This window comes from Turicibacter faecis, from assembly GCF_037076425.1.
Lineage (GTDB): Bacteria > Bacillota_I > Bacilli_A > MOL361 > Turicibacteraceae > Turicibacter > Turicibacter faecis.
The window spans coordinates 541,384-566,020 of sequence record NZ_AP028127.1 but is presented as its reverse complement, the minus strand read 5'-3'; the positions used below and the strand labels follow the sequence as shown (position 1 = coordinate 566,020).

Here is a 24,637-nt window from a genome sequence, read left to right as displayed (position 1 = left end):
TATTTAGAGCGTCCTAGCCACTTTAACCTATTAATCATCACACTAGAATGACATTCACTTGTCCGGGAGGTCTATAAATAACTTCATCTCTTAAGACAACGCCTTGAAGGAAATCGAATCCTTAATCCTCCTAGAGTTCCCTCCCTTTTTGAGCTCATAAAAAAACTCGTAGCGCCTACCCTATCATGAATGGATAAGTACTACGAGTTTTTTCGCCATCCAAAACTAAATAAATTAACAGACTCGTTTAAGCCTTTGAACGACTTTTAGTTAACAGAATTAACTCTGTTTAAAGAAAAGAGGCCCATTTAAACGACTGGCTATCCTACGCCTCTGCATGATGGTCACAATGACATCCACATTCATGCTCTAACTCTTCGAATTCATCATCATCTTCCTCAACATCTAAGACACAACTTCCTAATGCCTCATCTAATAATTCCTCATCAGACATCGTTGAGCAGTTGAAAAGATCTAAAACTGGGCAATATCTTGTTACCCCTTCTGCAACTTTAAGACTCCCTAAAGCAGCTAAACATCCTTTATGCTTCATGATTCCTAAACTAATGAGCATTAACCCTGCACTAATTCGAATATAAGCGTCTGTACGCCCAACATTTTTCACACACATAGATTCATCATTCCTTTCGTGTTTAATATTCCACTTTTTCGACAAATATATACAACAAAAAGGCAATGTCTAATTAGAGACATTGCCTTTTCACCTTTATCTTTTATCCAATTGATCCGTTCATTTCTAATTTTAATAATTGGTTTAATTCTACAGCATATTCCATCGGTAACTCTTTTGCGAAAGGTTCGATGAATCCCATAACAATCATTTCTGTTGCTTGTTCTTCAGTTAACCCTCGGCTCATTAAATAAAATAACTGTTCCTCTGAAACTTTAGAAACTGTCGCCTCATGTTGGATAGTAACATCATCATTCTTTACAATGTTATACGGAATTGTATCTGACTTTGAAAGACTATCTAAAATAATCGTATCACATTCCACATGAGATTTTGCTCCCTTCGCTTTTTTCCCATGCTCGACAATCCCACGATAAGTTACATTTCCACCATTTCGTGACAATGATTTCGAAATAATCGTCGATGACGTATTAGGAGCTAAGTGAATCATTTTAGCCCCTGCATCCTGGATTTGTCCTTCTCCAGCAAAAGCAATTGAAATCGTTGTTCCCTTCGCACCTTCACCTTTTAACACACACGCCGGATACTTCATTGTAATCTTTGATCCGATATTCCCATCAATCCATTCCATATGCGCGTAATCTTCACACACAGCACGTTTCGTTACTAGGTTTAAAATATTATTTGACCAGTTCTGAATCGTTGAGTATCGACAACGCCCACCTTTGCGAACATAAATCTCTACAACAGCGGCGTGTAACGAATCGGCAGAATAGGTCGGTGCCGTACATCCTTCAACATAATGGATATCAGCTCCCTCATCAACAATAATCAATGTTCGCTCGAATTGTCCCATGCTTTCTGTATTAATACGGAAATAAGATTGGAGCGGTTTTTCAATTTTAACCCCTTTTGGAACGTAAATAAACGATCCTCCTGACCAAACTGCACTGTTTAACGCGGCAAATTTATTATCCGCATATGGAATAACCTTACCAAAATATTCTTTAAATAAATCTGGATATTGGCGTAAGGCAGAATCTGTATCCATAAAAATAACGCCAGCTTCTTCAAGTTCTTTTTGGTTATTGTGATAAACCACTTCTGATTCATATTGAGTTGAAACCCCTGATAAAAATTTAGCCTCTGCTTCAGGAATTCCTAATTTATCAAATGTATCCTTAATTTCATCAGGAACGTCTTCCCAACTATTTTCAGCCTTTTCAGAAGGTTTAATGTAGTAAGTATACTCGTCAAAGTCAATTTCTGATAAGTCAGGTCCCCATGCTGGCATCTTTGTTTTTGCGAAATGGGCATAAGCCTTTAACCGATAATTAAGCATCCACTCTGGTTCACCTTTAATCGCTGAGATTTCCCTAACAACCGCTTCAGAAATTCCTTTTCCCGTGTCTTTTAAATTTTTATGTTCGGTCTTAAAACCGTATTTATAGTCCGTTACAATACCTTCAAGTTCATGCTTTTTTTCTTTTATTTCAGCGCTCACCCAGTAACCCTCCATTTCGGTTTGGTATGATATCCATCTTAACTCTTATTTTTTTAATTCGTTAATCGCTTGCTCTGCAGCCTTCCATGAAATAGTTGCACATTTTACACGTGCTGGAAATTTTGAAACACCTTGATAAACAGGTGAATCCCCCATATCTAACTCTTCATCATAGTCGTTTCCTTTTACTAGTTCATAAAAGTTATTTGTAATAGCTTGAGCTTCATCTAATGTTTTTTCCTTTAATGTTTGCGTCATAACAGACGCTGAAGAACAGCAAATTGAACACCCTGTCCCTTGATGACGTAAATCAGTCAGTTTTCCATCTTCAACCTTTACTTGAACAGTAATATCGTCGCCGCAGGTTGGATTTTTTAAATGTACTTCATGATATCCGTCCTCTTGCAATAATCCTTTATTACGAGGATTTTTATAATGATCCATAATAACTTGGCGATATAGTTGCTCTAAATTAGAAAAAGACACCGTCAAAAAACTCCTTTCCTTTACGAGTGGCCTCAATAAATGCATCCACTTCCTCTTTTGTATTATATAAATAAAAACTTGCTCTTAGTGTAGCAGGTTGGCATAGCCATCCCATAAGGGGTTGCGCACAATGATGTCCTGCACGAACACAAATTCCTTCCGTATCATAAATCGTCGCTGCATCATGCGGATGAACCCCATCGATATTAAATGAGATAATCCCCGTCTTTGCATCACGATTAAAGATTGTAATTCCACCTAATTCATCTAACTTTGAAACCGCATATTCACGAAGTTCCAACTCGTGTTGAGCAATCGCATCAAAGCCAATAGATTGTAAGTAGTCAATTGCTGCTCCTAATCCAATCGCACCTGCAATAACAGGTGTTCCCGCTTCAAAGCGATAAGGAGCATCTTTCCAAGTTGATGTTGTTTCTCCTACGATATCAATCATCTCTCCACCAAATTCAATAGGCTCTAATGAATTTAAAAGATCATATTTACCGTATAAAACACCAACCCCAGTCGGCCCACACATTTTATGAGCACTAAATGATAAAAAATCACAATCTAGGTCTTGAACATCAATCTTCATATGCGGAACAGCCTGTGCAGCATCAACTGAAACAATCGCTCCCACTTCATGAGCTAATGCAGTAATTTCTTTAATTGGCGATTCATACCCCATTACATTAGAAACATAGTTAATGGCAACAACCTTCGTCTTTTCACTTAAAACTTTTTTAAAATTGTCAACCGTAATATGTCCTGTCGCATCAAGAGGAATAAACTTTAAAACAGCCCCCGTCACCCGTGCTACGTGTTGCCAAGGTAAGAAACTACTGTGGTGTTCTAACTCAGACACAATAATTTCGTCTCCTGCCTTTAAATGATAGAGACCGAAACTTTGGGCCACTAAATTTAAAGAATGCGTCGCCCCTTTAGTGAAGACAATTTCAGATGCCGTCTTAGCATTAATTAATTGTCTAACCTTTTCTCGAGCTCCCTCGTATAATTCAGTGGCATCATTACTCAACTGATAGACGCCACGATGAACATTTGAGGTTGTCTTTGTATTGTAATTATTGACGGCATCAATGACCTTTTGAGGCTTTAATGTCGTTGCACCACTATCTAAATAAACTAAAGGGTGCCCATTCATCTCTTCCTTTAAAATAGGAAAATCTTCACGGATTCGATTCACATCAATTGACATTACATTCACCTCTTTAAGCGTTAATTTTACGTTCGATTACTTTTACGAATTCAGCTTTAATTGATTCACTTTGAATATCTTCAATAAAAGGCATTAAAAACCCATGAATAATTAAAATTTCGGCCGCTTGGCGCGTTAACCCACGACTCATTAAATAATAAAGTTGTTCTTCATCAACTTTTCCGACACCCGCAGCATGTCCCGCCTGCACATCGTATTCATCAATTAATAAGATTGGATTAGCATCAGCGCGGGCCGTTTCAGATAAAATCATCGCACGACTTTCCTGTTGAGCATTTGATCCACGCATTCCTTTATTAATCTTTCCAATTCCATTAAACGTTAACTGCGCTGCATCCTTTGACACTCCATGATTCACAATGTGACCCTCTGTATACGGGGCATGGTGCTCAATATTAATTGTAATATTTTGCTTTTGTCCACCTTCTGCAATAGCAACCGTCTTCACCCATGCCGACGCACCCTGTCCATTTAAATCTACTAAGTTTTCAGATACCGTATTTCCATCATTTAATGCACCCAATGATAATAAAAATCTACCATTTGAGGAAACTGAAGCTTTACGACATTGATAAACCGTTGTTTGTTCGTGTAATCGATCCATTGCCGCATACTCAACTTGCGCATTATCTAAAACAACAACCTCAGACACCGCATTAATCATCGCTTGAGACTGATTGTAATAATTTTCGATATATTTAAATTGGGAATTCGGTTCCGCCACCACGAGTGTGCGATTCATTAACGATCCGTTCATTTGAACATAGATGACATTCAAACATTCTTCAATGACCTTATTCTTAGGGATATGAATAAATAATCCACTATTTAAATGCGCAACATTAGTCGCGACTAATTGATTTTCCTCCATTGGAACTACCGACATTAAATGAGATTTAAATAACTCCTCATACGTCGTTAACGCTTCTTCTAAAGTCGCAATCGTTACACCATCAAATGCCTCGGTTAACTTCTTATAGATTATTTCACCGTCACAAACAATCATCATGTTTTTTTCCGCTTCATCATTTAAAAACGTGAGTGCTGATAAAACATCCTCCTGATTAACTTTCATCTCCTGACGCATCTCAGGTTGATCAAAAGCCCACTTTTTAATCACTGTGCCATCCGCTTTAGGCAAGGCCAATGTCTTCATTTTATCCAATGCCGTTTTTTGCATTTCATTAAACCAATTTGGTAACTGCGTCATTTTATTTGACCCCTTTCATCTATTACATTAAACTTTCATTTATTTATAAACTTAATAGTATTGGCTTAGATTAAAGGTCTAACATTTCTTTCGTTGCGCACGTTCCAATTGATACAACTTTACGTTTTTCATCTTCTACAATGACGCGTTCATCGTCAATCCCTAATTCTTTTTTAATCCAATCATATCCTTCACGATCAATTTTTTCGATTAATTCTGCACCACCAGACTTAACGATACGTCCTTTCATCATAATATGGACAAAGTCAGGCTTAATGTGATCAAGTAAACGTTGGTAGTGAGTAATTAACAAGCACCCAAAGTTTTCACTTCGCATTGAGTTGACAGCCTCTCCTACGATTCGAAGCGCATCGACGTCTAGTCCTGAGTCAATTTCATCTAAAATGGCAATACTCGGTTTTAACATGAGCATTTGTAAAATTTCATTTCGTTTCTTTTCTCCACCTGAAAATCCTTCATTTAAATAACGATGAGGTAAATCCTCTCTCATTTCAAGCTTTGCCACACTCTTATCTAATTCACGAATAAATTTAAATAATGGAACATCCTTTCCGTCTTCCATACGCGTTTGCATAGCTGTGCGTAAAAAGTCTGAATTTGTCACACCAGGAACCTCTGCTGGATATTGCATCGCTAAAAACAATCCTGCGCGTGCACGTTCATCAACTGACATTTTTAACACATTTTTTTCATTTAATGTGACATGACCACCTGTCACCTTATATTTTGGATGCCCCATAATCGTCGAAGAAAGCGTTGATTTCCCCGTTCCGTTTGGCCCCATAATCGCGTGAACTTCTCCCCCTTTAATTTCTAAATTTACACCTTTTAAAATTTCTTTATCTTCAACATTCGCATGTAATTCTGATATCGTTAAAACAGGTTTTTGCATGTCATATTTCCTCCGTTCAAATCATCTACATTTTTTTCAAATTAATTTTATTATACTAAATTAGTATCTTAAAACCAAATAATATAATAACCTTCTTTTAAAATCAGTTATTTTATAGGATAAAGCCCCCAATCTTTGTTAGTTTTAGACATTTCATCCAATAACATACGGTGATTTATAAATATAAATCATTTATTTTCGATTTCATAAGAAATATTACGTCACTGTCTTATAAGTTATGAGCATAACTCCCCTTAATCGTAAATTGATTTATTTAACGTAAACCAATCTCTATCTTCCTAAAAAATAAAAAAATCCTCTTTAAAGTCCTGAATTTTGTCATAAAGCAATGATCATTAATTTAGGAAGCTCCCCTCTCTTTCCTCACAACAAATGAGAATTACAACCTTTATAAATAACAATATCATCCCAACAATGAATGCTCTTTTCTCCTTAGATTCAAAAACGATTTTATAAAAATTGATAAATATTTATAATTTCAAAAATTATGACGGTTTTTTAATTTAAATATGGGTAATTCTATTAACATATTATTTTCATTTAAGCGATTTTGTAGTATGATTGAACAGGATAAAATTTGGAGGTAACTGTATGGAACACATAAACATCTTACTAGGTCTATTTAGTGGACTCGCCTTATTTTTATTCGGTATGGAATTTATGGGAGACGGTCTTGAAAACGCTGCAGGATCTCGTTTAAAATCTTTCTTCGATAAAGCCATTACGAATCCGTTTAAAGGGGCATTAGTAGGAACAATTGTCACAGCAATTATTCAAAGTAGTAGTGCAACTACGGTCATGGTCGTTGGTTTCGTTAACGCCGGTTTAATGAGCTTATACCAAGCTGTAGGGGTTATTATGGGGGCCAATATCGGGACAACGATTACGGGTCAATTAATTACATTTAAAATTGACGATTACATTCCGTTATTCATTATTATCGGAGCGGCACTCATCTTATTTATGAAGCAACAAAATCGAAAAGAAATCGGAAAAATTATTTTCGGCTTTGGTTTACTGTTCATGGGATTATCCACGATGAAAGAGTCAATGAGCCCAATTGCCGAGACAACTTTCTTCCAAGATTTAATTGTGGCACTTGAAGGAAATATGTTCTTAGGTATCTTAGTTGGGGCCATTATGACTGCCGTCGTTCAAAGTTCTTCTGCATCAACAGCAATTCTTTTATCCTTAGCTGCAACTGGTGCGATTAACTTGCAAGTCGCAATCCCAATCTTATTCGGTAATAATATCGGAACCTGTGTCACTGCCTTATTATCAAGTTTAAATGCCAATAAAGTAGCTAAGAAAGCTGCCTTCATTCACTTAGCGTTTAACCTAATAGGAACTTTAATTTTCCTACCATTTATTAATCTCCTCTCACAAATTGTTGTAACAATTGGTGGAGACATTGATAGACAAATTGCCAATGCTCATACCATTTTTAATATTGTGAATGCTGCTTTATTACTACCATTTGCGGGACTATTCGTTAAATTAGCTAACTTAGCTCTTAAAGATAAAGAAAGCGAAACAACCATCAATCGACTCGATCCTCGTTTCCTCGAATCGCCGGCGATTGCGTTTGAACAAGCTTTCCAAGAAAGTTTAACTATGTTTGAACTCGCTAAAGAGAATGTTACACTGGCAACAAATGCTTTAATCGAAAGCGATTTATCACAAACAAAGAAAATTTATGAAAATGAAGCTGAGATAAATCGTCTTGAGCGCGATTTATCGACCTTCTTAGTCTCAATTTCATCACATGATATTACAGAAGTCGATACAAACCGTATTGCAGCGATGATTAAAATCGTGAACGACATTGAACGTATCGGAGATCATAGTAAAAACATCGCAGAGTTAGCTCAGGAAGTTTCAACTGGAAAATTAACTTTTACAAAAGATGCTTTAGAAGAGTTAAAATTAATTTATAACTATACGATTGAATCTATTAAATCTTCTTATACAAGCTATAAAACAAACAATCGTGAAAAAGCTAATGATACGATGATTTTCGAAGAAAATATCGATCGTTTAGAGGAACTTTTACGCGATAAACATATTCAGCGTTTAAGCCAGAATAAATGTAATGCCCACAGTGGTGCTGTTTTCTTAGACGCGATTTCAAACTTTGAGCGTATCGGTGATCATTCGATTAATATTGCAGAATATGTTCTAAGCTTAGGAAATACGACAGCAAAATAATTTTAAAAAAGATAGGATCGAATCCTATCTTTTTTTCATTTCTAACCTGAAAGTTCGTCGAAGTATTTATGGTTTATAGTATCTTTAAAAATCATAGACTTTTAAAGATACTATACATAATAGGAGTGAATGAACATGACTATCCTACCTATCATACTAAACTTATGTTGTGGCCTCGCGTTATTTTTATATGGCATGAGGCAAATGAGCCACGCGCTTAAATCCTTAGCGGGCAATAGATTAAAGGAAACAGTCTCAACGACGATTACCTCACCTTACAAGGGAGCATTAATCGGTTGCCTCTTTACAGCACTTGTCCAAAGTAGTTCCGCCATCACCGTCCTCGTTGTAGGTCTAGTAGATAGCGGTTTAATGACCCTTTTACAAGCGACCGGTGTTATTATGGGGGCTAACCTTGGAACAACGGTAACGACGCAACTCATTACCTTAAACCTTACAGAGATGATCCCCTATTTTATTTTCATCGGTGCCTCATGCATGCTTCTCTTTAAAAAAAGGACGCCTCATTACATAGGATACTTTTTATTTAGCTTTGGGATGTTATTTTTAGGCCTTGCGATTGTTAAAACTTCAATGGAACCTATCGTCATGTCCCCCTTATTTAAACAGCTCATTTTCAACGTCCAAGGAAACCCATTACTTTGTATTTTACTTGGAATGTCTATTACATTTTTGATTCAAAGTTCATCGGCATCGACGGCGATTCTAATTTCACTCGTTGCAACAGGTGCGATTAATCTATATACAGCGATTCCTATTCTGTTCGGTCATGAGATTGGAACATGTCTCACCGCCATCCTATCGAGCTTAGGTGGAAACACAGCTGGAAAACAAGCCGCCCTTATCCATTTTACATTCAATCTTTTAGGAACACTTTTATTCTTACCTTTCATCGAGGTGCTCATTCATTTTACAGATGCGTTTAGTTCTACACCGGAGCGCCAAGTCGCTAATATACAATTATTCTTCAATCTATCGACTGTCTTTTTATTTTTACCATTTAGTCGTTTATTTGTTAAATTTGCGGAACTTGTTTTTCACGATAAAAAAAGACTTTCCCGTCACACCTATCATTAAAACAAAAAAGATGATTACGCCTTACACGTAATCATCCTTTTTTTATTTTGTACGTTTATCGTAACGAGCATATAATACAAGAGCAATCGCACTAAAAAGCGTTGGTCCTGCAATCATCCATAGTGTTTGATCATAGTTTCCACTTGTTACAGGTTCTACAATAGAGAAAATGTTAGCAAAGGCAACCACAATCGTTACAACCCACGAAATTCCAATTGCAATTGTCTTATTTTTATATAAGACGAATGGCTTTTCAATATCATCTCGTTTTTTAAACGAAATAAATGCAAAGGCAATGAATAAGTAAGGAATTGTCATTGCAACGTTAGTCATTAAAACAAGTTTATCAAAAAACTTCGCTGCTGATTCTCCCCCAAATGAAACTAACGCTAGGAGTGTAATCGCGATAAGCGCTTGAAGTTTCATCGCATTTAAAGGTAATCCATTTTTCATTTTTGTCATTTTTTCTGGCCAAATTTCTTTTGGTGTTCCTTCAATTAACTGTTTTAATGGGCTATATGATAAAGTCATAAAGGCTCCACTAAAGGCTAAGAACATTGATAAACCAACGAAGCGCGCTGTCCATGCCCCCATTTGTAAGGCAACTTGTTCTCCAAATCCTAAAGCTGATCCTAACTCATAACCTAAGTTATTCATGACCACATAAGCTACATTCCCCATATTAATATCTGGGCTTGATAAGACGCTATCCCAATTTGTAAAAATACCAACCATAAAGATACCAACCGTATATCCTAATACGATACATCCAGCGGCAATTAATAATCCTTTAGGGAATGTTTTAACTGGGTCCTCTGTTTCATCAACTAACCCACCTACGACTTCGGTTCCACCGAAAGCAAAAATAGCGAACGTTAAAAATGATAAAATTGAAATAATACTATGATAATTACTATTTGGTGAAACAGTAAACGATGTCGCTACATCATGAATCGGTTGTGCTAATTGTCCTTTATTTAAAATAAGGATGGTCACACCTCCCACTAATAAAACGACATTTAATAAGGCAACCGCAGTTCCACCAATTGAAGTAATCTTTTTAATACTCTCTAATCCACGAGAAATTAAAAGGAAAACAAGAATTAACCAAATAACTCCTAAAATTCCTAAAACTTGAGAACTTGCTAATCCGAAAATACTCCATTGCCCCGTCGTATCATGACCGAAGATCAAATTGGAAACAGGAACCCAAATCGTTGAAGCAACGTTTACCATCCAAATGACATATGAGGCATACCACATAAAAATCCCCATAAAAGCGTAACGTGGCCCTACTGATTTTTCCATCCATGAGTAAATTCCACCTTTTTCACTTTTAAAAGCTGCTCCAAATTCAGCAATCATAAAGGCATAAGGAATAAAAAACAAAATTCCCGCCACAAGATACCAAGGAATTGCCGCATAACCCATTAAGAAAAATCCACGAGGCATGTTAGCAAATCCAAAAACTGATGTAAAAATCATTAAAATAAGCGATACTAACGTAAGCTTTCCAGAACTACTTTTTTCCATGCTTTCCCTTCCCTTGTGTAATAAATTTTAGTTGCAGTTATTGAACTAAACGTTTTATACTATACCCCATTTATAATGGGTATATACTTTTAGATTATCAATAACCTACTCATTTTGTCAAGTTCTGATGAATTTTATCACAAATACAATTGAGGTCCTATTCTCCCATTTTACAGTCACTAAATGGATAATACTCATTATCTCAACCAAAACCTTCTATTTCCAATGATATTAACTCCTTTTAACTCATCCATTTCATCACATTAGGAATATTTACTCAAAAGCGATGTCCATTTACCAAATATAAGCCGACAATAACTTTAATTATTACTAACGAACCACAAAAAAATCCCCTCATGACCTTAGTCTACGAGGGGAAAATTAATTATTTTTTCATAAAGTTTTCAATATCATCGACTGATTTGATAATATCTTTTGATAAGTTTTCATGACCATCCTTTGTGACAAGAATATCATCTTCAATACGAATTCCAATTCCTTCTTCCGCAATATAAAGTCCTGGCTCAATCGTAATGACCATTCCTGGTTGTAAAATTCCACCACGACCTCCAACATCATGTGTATCTAATCCTAAATAGTGACCAATTTTATGATAATAATACTTCTCTACGTCTTCTTCCTTCTCAATTAATCCTACTTTTTGACACGCCTCTGCCAATCTTTTACGCGCAAATTCATTTAAATCTTGCATTGAAAGTCCTGGTCTAACGTTATTGATAATTTCCATTTGAGCTTCTAAAACAGCCTCGTAGACTTCACGTTGACGATCACTGAATTTTCCGTTAATTGGGAAAGTTCGTGAAATATCTGAACAATAGTAATTCCATTCGCATCCAAGATCAAATAAAATTAAATCTCCATCTTGGCAAAGGGATGTACTCTTATCGTAGTGAAGAACCGTCGCATTAGCACCAGCCGCAGCAATCGTATGGAACGACGTATGTTTTACTCCCTCAGTTTTAATCACAAAATCGTAATGTGCTTCTAATTGATACTCATACATTCCAGGTTTAGAATTTCTCATTAAAGCTTCAATCCCTAAACGAGTTTTTTCAATCGCAGTTCGCATGTTGGTGATTTCATCTTCTGATTTAATTAAACGTAAAGCGGTGATATCATGATAAATATTTTGAACGTGTAAAAATGGATATTGACGCTTTAATTCCTTAGCAAATAAGACTTGAACGGTATCTGCATGCTGATAAGATCCACGCTCAAAATCAAAATAGGCATTCTCAAAGTTATCATTTAATAACCATCGACCAAGAACCGTACGCAGTTCATCAATCGGTAATACATTTTTAATCCCTGATTTTTTAGTTGCTTCTTCCTTACTTAAACGTTTACCTGTCCATTTTTCTTCGAGCTCTGTTACTTGTTCAATAAATAAATATTCTTCCATCACACCGTTATATTTACGTAAAACATAGGCCATCTTCGGTTGGTCTAAATTCGTTAAATAGTAGAAGTTACGGTGAGGTGTATAGTCATAAAACTGATCTCCTGATCGTACAGGCGCCTCTCCTGAGAAAATAATTAGTAATGAATTATCTTTAATATTTCCCCCTAATTTTTGACGTCTAAATTTTAACGTTTCTAACATTTTCCTCACTCCTTTGAAAAGTTTTATATTATTATAGCACATCCCTTGGACGTATATTAAGAAAAAAATATTCCTTCACAACAATTAGCAAAAGGTTCCAAGTAGACATCCAGTTGTTTGATTACAGCTGACCTAAGATACCGATTACTTTTTCGATTGCCCACGCCTGATGATCTAAAATCAGATTTAAGCGACAATCTTCTAAACTCATCCAAACTAATTGATGATCTTTTTCAATTGGAGCCGTCGCTTGCTTGACATAGGTTGCTAAATAAAAATAACCAATTGAATGTAAGTATTGCTTTCGATACATCGAATAGTGATAATTCGATGCAGCACAAACAAATTGATTAATTTCAATTTCCCATCCTAATTCCTCTAAGCATTCACGACGAAGACATTCAGCTTTTGTTTCATCACCTTCAACCCCTCCCCCTGGTAAAACATACCCATGTGGAAGTTGGACCGTCGCAACCTCATTTTTTTCATTTAAAATGATGGCGTATACACCTCTACGATCTCTATACTGTTGATTTGGTAATTTTTCCCCAAAAATATCCTCTATCATTCTCTCCACTCCAATCTCTTATTAAACTTACCGGCCATTCCTTAATTATACTCCTTAATTTCTTAGATACGTATTATTACTCTTTTTTTTTACTTTTTTTTCAAGATTCTCACGGGAATCAATGACCTAAAATCATCCTATTTAGTTAATAATAGCTAACAGAATTGGCATAAAAATAGATGGAACAAAATTCATTAACTTTAAATCTGTTATTTTCAACATATTGAGCGCCAATCCAATAATAATCAATGAACCCACGCACGTCATCTCCGAAATAACACCCTCCGTTAAAAACGGCGATATAACTCCTGCTAAGAGCGAAAGAGAGCCTTGATAAATAAAAACAAATAGACTAGCTAAGACAACGCCTGCCCCTAAACTTGATGAAAAAATAAGAGCGGAAATTCCATCAAGCATCGACTTCGTATAAAGAATAGACGCATCTCCCTTTAGTCCATCCTCAAGTGCTCCTACAATTGACATCGCCCCCACACAAAATAATAAGCTAGCCGTTAAAAATCCTTCAGCTAATGATACATGTTGATTCGGTCGATGAAATTTGCGTTCAACCCACGAACTAATTCTCCCAACTTTAGCATCCAAATCTAATCCTTCTCCGATTAACGTGCCGATGACCATCGATAAAATCAACCGAAGGGTCTGGCCTCCCTCGAAGATTCCTGTTACCCCAATATATAACACACACAACGACAAAGCCCTCATAACCTGTTCACTAAATCGACTAGGTAACCCGCCCTTCAGTAACAAGCCAACTCCTCCACCAATTAGAATTGCCGCCGCATTAACAACCGTCCCAAGCACCGTATTCCCCCCTTATTAATAACCCTATTGGGTAAAGGCGCTTCACGCCTAGACGCATCGCCGTGTACTCTAAAAAATTCCTCTTCTAACGGACAGGGCATCCCCAAAAGAAAAAAACTAAATCAATCATCGTTAGACGCTGCCAACCATCATCAATCTAGTTTTTTCTCTGCTAATCACACCCCTATTGCTTCTTTATTATACGAAACAATAGCTGATTTTTTTGTCATATTTTGTACTTATAAGGATAGATTCCAGGATTAATTATTTCCCCTACTCCGGTGCCCCTTCGATCCTTACGCTTTAAAAATTCGTACCGCTTGAATTGCGCATTTCCACCCTTCATAGAGTTGCACTCGCCTTTTTTCGTCCATCTGGGGGAAATAACGCTGTCCTGCCTGAACTGAATCAGCAATTTCATCAAGATGCCGATAAACACCTGTTGCAAGCCCTGCTAAACAAGCAACCCCTAAAGCCGTCGTTTCCGTCACCGTAGGAACGAGTACATTAACACCTAAAAGGTCGCTTTGAAACTGCATCAAAAATTTATTTTGAACAGCCCCTCCATCAACCTTTAATTCGCTAATTGATTGATGAATATCCTCTTCCATCGCTAAAATAACGTCTTTACTCTGATAAGCAATCGACTCAAGTGTTGCACGAATCACATGTTCCTTCGTTGTTCCGCGGCTCAATCCAAACATTCCCCCTCGCACCTCACTATCCCAATAAGGGGTCCCTAATCCGACAAAAGAAGGAACCACATAAACGCCGTCACAATCCTCCACCCGATTCGCATAACATTCTGAGTCGCTCGCATGCTTGATTAACCGTAAACCATCTCGTAGCCATTGAATCGCACTTCCCCCCACAAACACACTTCCCTCTAAAGCATAGTAAACTTCCCCCTTAATCTTCCAAGCAACCGTCGTCAATAACCCATGATTAGAGCACACCGGTTTTGTTCCTGTATTCATTAATACAAAGCAGCCTGTTCCATACGTATTTTTAACAGCACCCTTATGAAAACACGCTTGTCCGAATAGAGCAGCCTGCTGATCACCGCAAACAGCTGCGATTGGAATTGAACGTCCCATTAAATGAGCTGCAGTTTCCGTATACACTTCCGATGTCTGACAAACCTTAGGCAAAATACACCTTGGAATGTTAAATGCCTCCAGTAATTCATCATCCCACTCCCCCGTATGAATATTAAATAACAGCGTTCGAGAAGCATTCGTTACATCCGTAATGTGCGTCATTCCCCCAGAAAGTTTCCAAACTAAATAACTATCAATCGTCCCAAATAGCACCTCGCCATTTTTTACTTTCTCTTCAATTCCGGGAATGGTATCTAATAAAAAACGAATCTTTGAGGCTGAAAAATAGGGATCAATTAATAATCCAGTTTTAGATTTTACCCAATCTTCAAGTCCTCGTGCTTTCCACTCCTCACAAATCGACTCCGTTTGTCTAGACTGCCACACAATGGCTAAATCAAGCGGACGCCCTGTCTTTTTATCCCACAAAAGAGTAGTCTCACGTTGATTCGCAATTCCAATCCCTTTTATTTGATTCACATCAATATTGGGAGATAACAGGATCCGATTCAGTACCGCTAAGGTCGAAATCCAAATTTCATTCGCGTCTTGCATGACCCACCCTGACTTGGGATAGAGACATGAAATTTCTTCTTGCGCCTTCTCAATGATTTCGCCTTGTTTATTAAATACAATCGCTCGCGTACTCGTTGTTCCCTGATCAATGGCTAAAATTAAATCCATGTTCTCACTCCTTTTCAAAAGCCCTTTCATTCATTATACCACGTTTTCAAAATATCCTCTTCTAAAATGATAATCCCCCGCTTCTGCGCATACATTTAAAAGACGACTTACCATTAGGAGGATCCTATATGATTAAGCAACTTAAACGCCAATGTCTATCTGCCCTTTTTATACTTCTCGCCGTCGATTTAGCTCTCTTACACTTTACAACCGCCTCACCCTCAGAACTTACGACACATTTAAGTCGACGGTTAGGTAACGAAATTGAGGTGATTAAACAGCTGAATTGGGATGAGAAGATATTTATCTTATATCGTAATGAAAAAACGCATCAATTAGATGTTGCCTGGTATAAACCCAATGCACTTCTATTTTGGAGATATAATTTTGACGGTGAACATCAAGCAGCCCCCCATGCCCATACCAACCAATGTCAAACGTACCAAACAAAGGATTACTTCATCATCTGGGGAGCCAATGAAAACTTGCAAGCGAGCACGCTTGAACTCATTCTAAACCAAGAAACTTTTCTCGAAAATCTATCAAATAAGGATTACTTCCTGTATGTTTATAACTTAAACGGCGTCCATCCCGAAACCATTTACTGTACGTTTTATGATGAACAAAATAAAAATATATCCCCCTATTTTTTTGAATCTTTTTTTAAGTAATTCTCCTCTTTCGTTAAATTATTACCTTCTATTGAATAAACTGTAGTAAGCACTTATTTTAAGGAGGGGATTTTAATGAAGTACCTCATTAGTTATAAGCGCCATGATGGCGCCATTGATTTTACCGGAAATGATGTTGATATCTATTACCTCTTCTTTGTTGTCCACGAACTCGGGCGATGTCTTTATAAAATGGAATATGATAAAACCTTCAACTCATCGGAACTCATCACCTTAAAACAATTAAACCTAGAACAAACCGTATCTGAAATCGAAAGAATGTTGCGCTACATAGGAAAGCATCCCTCTCCCTCTATTGAACTCATCGCTCATATCGAAACCTATTATGGAGAAGACCCCCTAACCGAGATTGAACTCATCGAACCTAACGGGACCCACTCTCACGAAGAACTGATGAGCGATCTTTATCTTTTTCAGCTTTTCTCACATATGAACTTACTTCAAGGCTACGACTTTTCAGAGACTGATTCCTTAAAAAATGACTATATTTTAACATAAAAAAAGCTACTTCACCGTGAAGTAGCTTTTATCATTAAATAATAAAAAATCATTCATTTCGTTCCTCCATCCCGTCGATGAAGGATCATTCATTAATACTAAACGTGATTACATTCCTTTCATGTCGTCACAACCGGTCTATCCCCCCAGATCAAACCATACTCCCAAAAGACGAGTTCTGTGATAACATCTATACTTTACCACAAATTGAATACGTTTTCAATACAAATGATGTAACAGTTTGCACACCTTTGAATATTCTGAGCACAAAAAAAGACGAGCCCTACCTTCCCATTCACCCTTTTATACCTCCTAGAAGTTCAATTCTTAGTACCTCTTTGCACCTAAAATATACCTCATCAAGACTTCTCTAAAAAATTGACTTTCTTTCAAACCCAAAAAAAGATGATCTACGCAGACGCGGGATCATCTTTTTTTTTATTATTTATTTTTTGCTTGCATTAAGCTTGCATTTTTTTCTTTTCGACTGCCCATGCACTCGCAATCATATCTTTGACTTCTGGATGTTTAGGCGTCCATCCAAGAATATCTTGCGCTTTTTGGCTTGAAGCAATTAATTTAGCTGGATCTCCTGCACGACGTGGAGAGATAATCGCTGGAATTGGATGATTTGTCACTTCACGTGCTGCTTCAATCATTTCTAAAACACTGAATCCTTCGCCATTTCCTAAGTTACAAATCGTACTTTCTCCCCCTTCAACTAAGTATTTCATCGCTAAAATATGAGCCTCAGCTAAATCGCACACATGGATATAATCACGGATACACGTTCCATCTGCCGTATCATAATCATTTCCAAACACGTTAATCGCTTCACGACGACCTGACGCCACTTGTAAAATAATCGGAATAAGGTGTGTTTCAGGATCATGTTTCTCTCCAATTAGTCCTGATGGATGAGCCCCCGCTACATTGAAATAACGTAACGAAACATAATTCATCGCATGTGCTTGGTGGTACCAATTAATCATACGTTCCATCGCTAACTTTGTTTCTCCGTAAACATTAGTCGGATTCGTTGGATCTGTTTCTAAAATTGGAATATTCATCGCCTCTCCATAAGTTGCAGCTGTTGAAGAGAAAACAATGTTAGAAACACCACAATCCACCATGGCTTTTAATAAAACATTCGTTCCACTCATATTATTATCGTAATATTTATACGGATTTGTCATACTTTCACCCACTAATGAGTAGGCCGCAAAGTGAATCACGCCATCTACATTCTCCCCTCGTAAAACGTCCGTCATAAAGCGGTAGTCAGCAATACTTCCATGATAAAACTTTGCATCCGGGTGAACATCTGCACGATGTCCCGTCACTAAATTATCAACAACAACCACTTCATGACCTTGCTCAATTAAGGCATAAACGGCATGAGATCCAATATATCCAGCTCCACCTGTCACTAAAACTTTCATCTTTTTTCCTCCTTATAACGAACAATTAATATTAATATGGTTAATAAATCGTTGAACCCCATCTAATCCTTCGTCTGTTAATTTATATACACCACAACACTCTAAGATTTCAACAAATTTTTGCCCAACTTCATCATGAATTAAATCTATCGCCTCTTCTGCCGTGACTGATGCATAGGCTGCTAACATCTCCTTAAGCCATGGAAGATGCTTTTCAAGACCCGCTGCTACCAATACATTTGGATCTCGTCGAACTAAAGCTTGCTTCACCACATCTAGCTCATGAAGAAGTCGCCCTGGTAACACTGCAAGCCCCATGACCTCGATTAATCCAATATTCTCTTTTTTCAAATGATGAAGATGCGCGTGTGGATGATAAATTCCATCTGGATGCTCATCCGACATACGATTATTACGTAATACTAAATCTAACTCATATTTTCCATCTTTAAAACGAGCAATCGGCGTAATCGTATTGTGTGGTACCTCATCAGTATGTGAGAAGATACCGAGTGCCTCATCGCTATATGTGCGCCATGCCGTTAAAATAAGATCTCCTAACTCAACAAGACGATCACGATCTTCACCTCTTAAGCGTAAAACACTTAACGGCCACTGAACAAAACCAACCTCTACATCTTGATAATTTAACACATTTAATGTTTTTAAAATTGGAGCCTGCTCCATTGCAAATTCATAAGCTCCACCTTGGAAATGGTCATGTGTCAAAATTGATCCCCCAACAATCGGTAAATCAGCATTTGATCCTAAAAAATAATGCTTAAATTGACTAACAAATTGTAACAAGCGTTCAAATGTTAAGCGTGAAATTTGCATCGGTTCATGATCACCTTTTAAAACAATACAATGCTCATTGTAATAAACATAAGGAGAGTATTGTAAAAACCATGATTCATCGGTTAACTCTAATGGAATAATTCGATGATTTTGGCGAGCTGGATGATTCAACGTTCCTGCATAACCCACATTTTCTTGACAAAGTAAACACTTAGGGTAATTAGAACTTGGTAAGCTTTTCGCTAATGCAATAGCTTTAGGATCCTTTTCAGGCTTTGATAAATTAATCGTTATATCCAAATCCCCGTATTTTGTTGTTGTTTTCCAACTCACATTTTTAGCCACTCGGCTCAAACGAATATAATTCGAAGCTTTACTTAGGTCATAGTAATAACGTGTCGCCTCTTTCGGATCTTTCGCATAGTAGCTTTCAAATGTTTTAACCACTTCTGACGGACGTGGCATTAAGCAATCCATGATTTTCGTATCAAATAAGTCGCGGTGATCAATACTATCGCACTCTAAAACCCCTTGTTTTACCGCATAATCTAAAATCCCCTCTAAAATGGTACTTGGGTTTTCAAGGTCCTCACCTTCAACTGATTCGTACTCAAACGATGGTACTTTTAAAAGATCAATTATTTTATTTGCAGCGTATAAAACATCCGCCTCTTCAATCATATGATGTGCTAATCCAAACTGAATTAAACGATTAATCTCATAATTAATGTCCATATCCTACTCTCCTCTTATCTATCTACAATCTTAGGCAAAAGACGAAGAGGGTGTGATGAAATATCTTTCATCGTCCCCCCATACGCTCCCTTTCTTAAGCAATTGTTTTTGTCCCATCTCCAATTGTTGCCACATAAAGTTGTGCATCGTATCCGATTTTTTCCTTATACCCTTTAGCAATAGCCTCTTTCACCGTTTCTAATGCATCATTTTGAACAAGTGCAATCGCACATCCTCCAAATCCTGCACCTGTCATACGAGCACCTAAAACCCCTTCTTGTGCCCAAGCTAATTCAACAATAGTATCTAACTCTTTTCCTGTTACCTCATAATCGTCACGTAAAGATTTATGTGACTGATTTAATAATTGACCGAAACGTTTTAAATCTTTTGCTGCTAAAGCATGTGTCGCTAATTTAACACGCTCATTTTCTGTAACCGCATGTTTAGCACGACGATATAAAACATCCTTATTAATTACATTCGAAACACGATTAAATTCTTCTTCTGATAAATCACATAAATAGTTAATATCTGCTACCGTTTGAAGAAGTGCCAATGCTTCATCACACTCTCCACGACGCTCATTATATTTTGAATCCGCTAATTCGCGTTTTTTATTCGTATTCATAATTAAAATAGAATTATCTCCTAAATCTGCTTCCGCATATTCATAACTTAAATCATTTGTATTTAATTTGATGGCATAGTCTTTTTTCCCCATTCCAATCGCGAATTGGTCCATAATTCCACAATTTACGCCCACGTAATCATTTTCAGCACGTTGTGATAATTTCACCATGTCAATCATTGTAATCTCATAACCGTTTAATTCTTTTAAAATTTGTGAAACTAGTAATTCAAGAGATGCTGATGAAGATAATCCTGAACCATTTGGAATGGTTCCATAAACATAGGCATCGAATCCTGTCTTAATTTCAAATCCCATTTTTTCAAATTGTTCCATCACACCTTTAACATAAACACTCCAGTGCTCATCTTCTGTATGTGATAAATCCGATAGATTAAATTCAATCACTCCGCATTCTTCGAAATTACCTGAATATAAACGAACTAAGCGATCCTCGCGTGGTGACACAACAGCATATGTTCCGTAAGTAATCGCTGATGGGAACACACATCCTCCATTATAATCAATATGTTCTCCAATTAAGTTAACACGTCCTGGTGAGAAAAATAGTTGGATGTTTTCTTTAACTCCAAAAACTTTCGTAAACGCCGATTTTAATTTTTCAATATTCATTATGATCTTCCTCTCTCTTCTCATTCATTTCATTTCAGCTCTCTCTGCTCTACTAAAATTTTAATGTTTTTTAGTAAAAAAATCAAGAGGTTATTTTAAAAACCCTTACATTTTTTTAAAAATTTATTCTAAATACGCTGTTTCATCCGCAGTTAAAAACAGTTGGACATGATCGTCTTATTACCTATGCGACTTTTTGAACTATTTTTTAACTTAATCACACTAAAATCAAACATCTACTATTTGTACTTTTTATCGCTACTCCCCATTCCATGTCACCGTTCCCTTCTCTTTGAATCATTAATCGCCATAAAAAACAGGAGAGGCTGTCTTCCGCTCCTATTTTTTATGGCGATTCAAATAAGACTAACAGATTGCTTGATTTAACACTTGAATCAAGGGACGAATATTCGTTCCCTTGATAAATTCAAATTGCATCTGATTGATACCAGAGGCCCAGACCTTTAACTCCGCATCTAAATCAAATGTTCCGGAGCTTTCACATGAGAAAGCTGTAATTTTCGAAAACGGGATAATCATGTATTCTTTCTTTCGTCCGGTAATCCCTTGAATATCAATAATTAATAATTTCTTATTCGTTACGACTAAACGATCCCGTACTGATCGAAAGGACAATAAAACTTTTTCATCCTCATTCATGATAAAATCAAATAAATCTCTTCCATCATTCAAAGACGTTGACATGAGCGCCGCAATCTTACTTTCCATAAAATCACTCCTACCATCTAGACTCTTTCAGTTTATAACACTTTTTAACGACGTATACGCCTGCTATTTATAAGCTAAACCCCTCTAAAATTCTCCTCATTCCTCCATTTAAAGGAGAGAACCTTCCCTTCCATCAATTATCCTTAAAGATTTAATCACCGTTTGCCCCTATCGCCAATAAAGAACAATAATAAACGTCTCTATTTTCTTATAGGATTCCCTATATAAGGATTAAATATACACCAATCACCCACTTATTTATAAAACGTTTTCTTTTTATTAAAAAAGACTATTTTATTTCCTAAAAGTTAATGATAAAATAGAAAATGTAACAAAAATAGTAACCTTTATGAAATGGGGAGTTCTTTAAAGGTTCATTTTTTTCCTTTATTAGAAAATAAAAACGCAACACTAAAGCATTCACGATAAAAATATAACTCAATCTCTTAGATAGAAAGGAGGACGTGCTATGGCTAAAATAAAAGATATCGCTGATTTAACCGGATTTTCTATTACAACCATTTCACGTGTCTTAAACCAAGATAAAAATTTTAATGTTTCTGATGATACGCGACTAAAGATTATGACAGCGGCAGAAAAATTGAACTATGTTCCGTTAAGCAAACGGAATAAAACCGCTAAAAGAAATACTGCCATTACTATTGGTTTGATTTATTGGTACTCTGTCGCTGAGGAAATCACAGATCCTTATTATATGTCGATTCGACTGGCTATCGAAAACCACTGTCAATCTCGTAATATTCAACTGCAAAAGATTTATTTACCCTCAACGTCGTATGATGAAATTTCGGCAATGAACCTCGATGGATTAATTGCATTAGGGAAATATAGCGAAGAAGAAATCCAAAGTCTTCACGCGACTCACCCACACCTCGTCCTCGTCGATTGTTACAGTAAACACTATAATATCGACGTCGTTATTGCCGATCTAAAGGAAGCAACAAAAGATATTATCGATTACCTCGTGGATCTAAAACTCACGAAAATTGGGTTCATTTGTGGAGTCGAAAAAACGCTAGATGGACAGGAATTACTCGATGTTCGACTCACAACTTACATTAATCAAATGACAAAGTTAAAAGCATTCCAACAAAATAACATTTATCTTGGGTCCTTTACCGCTGATTCCGGATATGAAATTATGTCGGATATTATTAAAAAAGGAAAACTACTCGATGCTTACATCGTTGCATCGGACGCTCTCGCTATCGGATGCCTCAAAGCCCTGAACGAGAATAATATTAAAGTTCCTGAAACCGTCTCAATCATTAGTTACGACAACATCTCACTTTCACAATATACTATCCCATCCCTCACTACCATTGACATGAACACTAAACACATGGGAGAAACAGCACTTGACCTTATCATCGAACGCATCACCAACGACCGCACCATCGCCAAAAAAGTCACCATCCCAACCCAACTCATCAAACGAGCCAGCACAAAAACAAAAAGTTGAAGCGAGCGTTTAAAGGACCGTAAGGGTTGAACTTTCGGCCATTTCTTCGAAGAAGAACTGAGCCGAAAGGAAACTTTATAGGGCCTTTGCTCGATGAAACTAGATTGACTAAAAGGTTGAGGGTTTCCTGCGCCACGTAGCGAAGCTCGTGGCTATCCTCAACTGCCAGGGCTTAAGTTCCCTGCGCTAAGGGAGTAATAATCTAAACAACAATCTTATCTTAATTTCTGGGGGGAAATCACATGATTCAATATGATCAAACAGTAAAAGGTACGTTCAATGGAATACAAATCATTGAATATGGAATGAAAAACCAAGAATTAGAAGTCCGCTTCTTAAACATCGGGGGGTGTTTAACAAAAGTGGCATTGGCAGCTGACGATTACGCGCAAAACCTCGTGCTAAACTATCAAAACGTGGAAAGTTATCTTGAAAATGGGTGTTACCTTAATGCCATCATTGGACGAACGGCTAACCGCATTAAAAATGGCACTTTCACCTTAAACAATAAAACTTATCAACTAGACATTAACAACGGGCCAAATAACCTTCATGGGGGTGCCGAGTGCCTCAGTGATGCCAACTTTGCCATCGAAACCATCGACTCAGGTTACCGACTCACAGCGACCCTTCCACATCAGGAAGTTGGATTTCCAGGAAACCTGACGGCAACCATTGATTATATTCTTAAGGGCAATCAATTTATCGTCGCTTATTCGGCGATAACAGACCAAGACACCCTCGCAAACTTCACACAACATGCTTACTTTAATCTAGCTGGAAATGGTAGCACAACCGTTGACAAACATGAACTCCAAATAAAAGCAAGCCATGTTGCCGAAATTGATAAAACTCAAGCCTTTACGACAACTTGGGTGCCTGTTGAACATACACTCTTTGACTTTAATCAACCAACACTTATTGATCCAATGAACAAAGAAAAAACAGAACTTTTTGACCTTGCATCAGGCTATGATCATTTGTATTTACTCTCTGAAACAGAAGACGTTGTCACCTTCAAAGATTTAGATTCTGGGCGAACGCTAACGGTTTCAACAACAGCGCCAGCGATGCAGTTTTATACAGGAAACTTCTTAACGAATGAGCTTCTATTTGAAAATAGTCGTCAAGGTGAACCGCGTCTAGGGGCCTGTTTCGAAACTCACCTCGTTCCTTTTGATATTGAATCACAAGTCTTAAAATCAGGTGAAACTTATCGTGCTAGCACGACCTTTACTTTCACCAAATAGTTAGGAAGATATTTAGCCACTTTATCAAAAAAAGCATCCTTGATTGGGTGCTTTTTTTGTCCCCTCTTTCCCCGATAAAACCGTTA

21 protein-coding genes are annotated in these 24,637 nt (G+C 37.0%); 6 read left to right on the top strand and 15 right to left on the bottom strand.

Going from position 1 to position 24,637, the window contains the following annotated elements:
• Positions 1–325 precede the first annotated feature (325 nt).
• From AACH31_RS02735 to sufC, 6 genes are all read right to left on the bottom strand, one after another.
• The gene (locus tag AACH31_RS02735) at positions 326–631 is read right to left on the bottom strand and encodes a YgaP family membrane protein (RefSeq protein ID WP_338506124.1); all 306 of its coding nucleotides are present in this window, start codon (positions 629–631) and stop codon (positions 326–328) included.
• Between the two features lie 103 nt (positions 632–734).
• On the bottom strand, positions 735–2,156 hold the full coding sequence (sufB, locus tag AACH31_RS02730; protein WP_317452441.1) for a Fe-S cluster assembly protein SufB: 1,422 nt from the start codon (positions 2,154–2,156) through the stop codon (positions 735–737).
• Positions 2,157–2,201: 45 nt separating this feature from the next.
• Entirely contained in the window at positions 2,202–2,642 is a 441-nt protein-coding gene (gene sufU, locus AACH31_RS02725; protein ID WP_161831173.1) for a Fe-S cluster assembly sulfur transfer protein SufU, read from the bottom strand.
• Positions 2,629–3,858 (bottom strand): cysteine desulfurase, encoded by a 1,230-nt coding sequence (locus AACH31_RS02720; RefSeq protein WP_161831175.1) that lies wholly within the window; start codon positions 3,856–3,858, stop codon positions 2,629–2,631. The genes sufU and AACH31_RS02720 overlap by 14 nt, the downstream gene beginning before the upstream one ends.
• A gap of 13 nt (positions 3,859–3,871) precedes the next feature.
• Positions 3,872–5,089, bottom strand: coding sequence for a Fe-S cluster assembly protein SufD (gene sufD, locus AACH31_RS02715; RefSeq protein ID WP_161831177.1), 1,218 nt, complete (start codon positions 5,087–5,089; stop codon positions 3,872–3,874).
• Between the two features lie 70 nt (positions 5,090–5,159).
• Positions 5,160–6,002: a Fe-S cluster assembly ATPase SufC gene (sufC, locus tag AACH31_RS02710; protein WP_161831178.1), complete on the bottom strand. Its 843-nt coding sequence runs from the start codon at positions 6,000–6,002 to the stop codon at positions 5,160–5,162.
• A 612-nt stretch (positions 6,003–6,614) separates the two neighbouring features.
• Between sufC and AACH31_RS02705 the strand changes: the two genes are divergently transcribed.
• Together AACH31_RS02705 and AACH31_RS02700 are read left to right on the top strand one after the other, a co-directional pair.
• The gene (locus tag AACH31_RS02705) at positions 6,615–8,231 is read left to right on the top strand and encodes a Na/Pi cotransporter family protein (protein ID WP_338617854.1); all 1,617 of its coding nucleotides are present in this window, start codon (positions 6,615–6,617) and stop codon (positions 8,229–8,231) included.
• Positions 8,232–8,366: 135 nt separating this feature from the next.
• Positions 8,367–9,329, top strand: a complete 963-nt coding sequence (locus AACH31_RS02700) for a Na/Pi cotransporter family protein (protein WP_338617853.1) — start codon at positions 8,367–8,369, stop codon at positions 9,327–9,329.
• Positions 9,330–9,371: 42 nt separating this feature from the next.
• On the opposite strand, the gene yjeM is transcribed toward AACH31_RS02700, so the two are convergent.
• The 5 genes from yjeM to glpK all read right to left on the bottom strand — a co-directional run bounded on the left by yjeM (position 9,372) and on the right by glpK (position 15,660).
• Positions 9,372–10,862: a glutamate/gamma-aminobutyrate family transporter YjeM gene (gene yjeM, locus AACH31_RS02695; RefSeq protein WP_161831183.1), complete on the bottom strand. Its 1,491-nt coding sequence runs from the start codon at positions 10,860–10,862 to the stop codon at positions 9,372–9,374.
• A 385-nt stretch (positions 10,863–11,247) separates the two neighbouring features.
• Entirely contained in the window at positions 11,248–12,486 is a 1,239-nt protein-coding gene (locus AACH31_RS02690; RefSeq protein ID WP_262953774.1) for an aminopeptidase P N-terminal domain-containing protein, read from the bottom strand.
• Positions 12,487–12,607: 121 nt separating this feature from the next.
• Positions 12,608–13,054: an NUDIX hydrolase gene (locus AACH31_RS02685; protein ID WP_262953775.1), complete on the bottom strand. Its 447-nt coding sequence runs from the start codon at positions 13,052–13,054 to the stop codon at positions 12,608–12,610.
• Between the two features lie 141 nt (positions 13,055–13,195).
• On the bottom strand, positions 13,196–13,876 hold the full coding sequence (locus AACH31_RS02680; protein ID WP_262953776.1) for a DUF554 domain-containing protein: 681 nt from the start codon (positions 13,874–13,876) through the stop codon (positions 13,196–13,198).
• Positions 13,877–14,172: 296 nt separating this feature from the next.
• On the bottom strand, positions 14,173–15,660 hold the full coding sequence (gene glpK, locus AACH31_RS02675) for a glycerol kinase GlpK (RefSeq protein WP_338617851.1): 1,488 nt from the start codon (positions 15,658–15,660) through the stop codon (positions 14,173–14,175).
• Between the two features lie 128 nt (positions 15,661–15,788).
• On the opposite strand from glpK, the gene AACH31_RS02670 reads away from it, so the two are divergent.
• Complete coding sequence (locus AACH31_RS02670; protein ID WP_338617850.1) at positions 15,789–16,331, top strand: hypothetical protein; 543 nt, start codon at positions 15,789–15,791, stop codon at positions 16,329–16,331.
• A 75-nt stretch (positions 16,332–16,406) separates the two neighbouring features.
• The gene (locus AACH31_RS02665; protein WP_338617849.1) at positions 16,407–16,850 is read left to right on the top strand and encodes a hypothetical protein; all 444 of its coding nucleotides are present in this window, start codon (positions 16,407–16,409) and stop codon (positions 16,848–16,850) included.
• Between the two features lie 461 nt (positions 16,851–17,311).
• Here AACH31_RS02665 and galE read toward each other — a convergent pair whose 3' ends face one another.
• The 4 genes from galE to AACH31_RS02645 all read right to left on the bottom strand — a co-directional run bounded on the left by galE (position 17,312) and on the right by AACH31_RS02645 (position 21,818).
• Entirely contained in the window at positions 17,312–18,292 is a 981-nt protein-coding gene (galE, locus tag AACH31_RS02660; RefSeq protein WP_262951124.1) for a UDP-glucose 4-epimerase GalE, read from the bottom strand.
• A gap of 12 nt (positions 18,293–18,304) precedes the next feature.
• Positions 18,305–19,825 (bottom strand): UDP-glucose--hexose-1-phosphate uridylyltransferase, encoded by a 1,521-nt coding sequence (galT, locus tag AACH31_RS02655; protein ID WP_338617848.1) that lies wholly within the window; start codon positions 19,823–19,825, stop codon positions 18,305–18,307.
• Between the two features lie 94 nt (positions 19,826–19,919).
• On the bottom strand, positions 19,920–21,089 hold the full coding sequence (locus AACH31_RS02650; RefSeq protein WP_161831197.1) for a galactokinase: 1,170 nt from the start codon (positions 21,087–21,089) through the stop codon (positions 19,920–19,922).
• A 366-nt stretch (positions 21,090–21,455) separates the two neighbouring features.
• Complete coding sequence (locus AACH31_RS02645) at positions 21,456–21,818, bottom strand: PH domain-containing protein (RefSeq protein ID WP_262951126.1); 363 nt, start codon at positions 21,816–21,818, stop codon at positions 21,456–21,458.
• A gap of 469 nt (positions 21,819–22,287) precedes the next feature.
• Between AACH31_RS02645 and AACH31_RS02640 the strand changes: the two genes are divergently transcribed.
• The gene (locus AACH31_RS02640) at positions 22,288–23,301 is read left to right on the top strand and encodes a LacI family DNA-binding transcriptional regulator (protein ID WP_161831201.1); all 1,014 of its coding nucleotides are present in this window, start codon (positions 22,288–22,290) and stop codon (positions 23,299–23,301) included.
• Positions 23,302–23,543: 242 nt separating this feature from the next.
• Entirely contained in the window at positions 23,544–24,551 is a 1,008-nt protein-coding gene (locus tag AACH31_RS02635) for an aldose epimerase family protein (protein WP_262951127.1), read from the top strand.
• The last annotated feature ends 86 nt before the right edge of the window (positions 24,552–24,637 follow it).

Excerpts from the sequence above, each read along its gene's own strand:
- AACH31_RS02735 (WP_338506124.1), bottom strand. The coding sequence starts at position 631 with ATGTGTGTGAAAAATGTTGGGCGTACAGACGCTTATATTCGAATTAGT.
- AACH31_RS02720 (WP_161831175.1), bottom strand. The coding sequence starts at position 3,858 with ATGTCAATTGATGTGAATCGAATCCGTGAAGATTTTCCTATTTTAAAG.
- sufD (WP_161831177.1), bottom strand. The coding sequence starts at position 5,089 with ATGACGCAGTTACCAAATTGGTTTAATGAAATGCAAAAAACGGCATTG.
- sufC (WP_161831178.1), bottom strand. The coding sequence starts at position 6,002 with ATGCAAAAACCTGTTTTAACGATATCAGAATTACATGCGAATGTTGAA.
- AACH31_RS02705 (WP_338617854.1), top strand. The coding sequence starts at position 6,615 with ATGGAACACATAAACATCTTACTAGGTCTATTTAGTGGACTCGCCTTA.
- AACH31_RS02700 (WP_338617853.1), top strand. The coding sequence starts at position 8,367 with ATGACTATCCTACCTATCATACTAAACTTATGTTGTGGCCTCGCGTTA.
- yjeM (WP_161831183.1), bottom strand. The coding sequence starts at position 10,862 with ATGGAAAAAAGTAGTTCTGGAAAGCTTACGTTAGTATCGCTTATTTTA.
- AACH31_RS02690 (WP_262953774.1), bottom strand. The coding sequence starts at position 12,486 with ATGTTAGAAACGTTAAAATTTAGACGTCAAAAATTAGGGGGAAATATT.
- AACH31_RS02685 (WP_262953775.1), bottom strand. The coding sequence starts at position 13,054 with ATGATAGAGGATATTTTTGGGGAAAAATTACCAAATCAACAGTATAGA.
- glpK (WP_338617851.1), bottom strand. The coding sequence starts at position 15,660 with ATGGATTTAATTTTAGCCATTGATCAGGGAACAACGAGTACGCGAGCG.
- AACH31_RS02670 (WP_338617850.1), top strand. The coding sequence starts at position 15,789 with ATGATTAAGCAACTTAAACGCCAATGTCTATCTGCCCTTTTTATACTT.
- AACH31_RS02665 (WP_338617849.1), top strand. The coding sequence starts at position 16,407 with ATGAAGTACCTCATTAGTTATAAGCGCCATGATGGCGCCATTGATTTT.
- galE (WP_262951124.1), bottom strand. The coding sequence starts at position 18,292 with ATGAAAGTTTTAGTGACAGGTGGAGCTGGATATATTGGATCTCATGCC.
- galT (WP_338617848.1), bottom strand. The coding sequence starts at position 19,825 with ATGGACATTAATTATGAGATTAATCGTTTAATTCAGTTTGGATTAGCA.
- AACH31_RS02650 (WP_161831197.1), bottom strand. The coding sequence starts at position 21,089 with ATGAATATTGAAAAATTAAAATCGGCGTTTACGAAAGTTTTTGGAGTT.
- AACH31_RS02645 (WP_262951126.1), bottom strand. The coding sequence starts at position 21,818 with ATGGAAAGTAAGATTGCGGCGCTCATGTCAACGTCTTTGAATGATGGA.
- AACH31_RS02640 (WP_161831201.1), top strand. The coding sequence starts at position 22,288 with ATGGCTAAAATAAAAGATATCGCTGATTTAACCGGATTTTCTATTACA.
- AACH31_RS02635 (WP_262951127.1), top strand. The coding sequence starts at position 23,544 with ATGATTCAATATGATCAAACAGTAAAAGGTACGTTCAATGGAATACAA.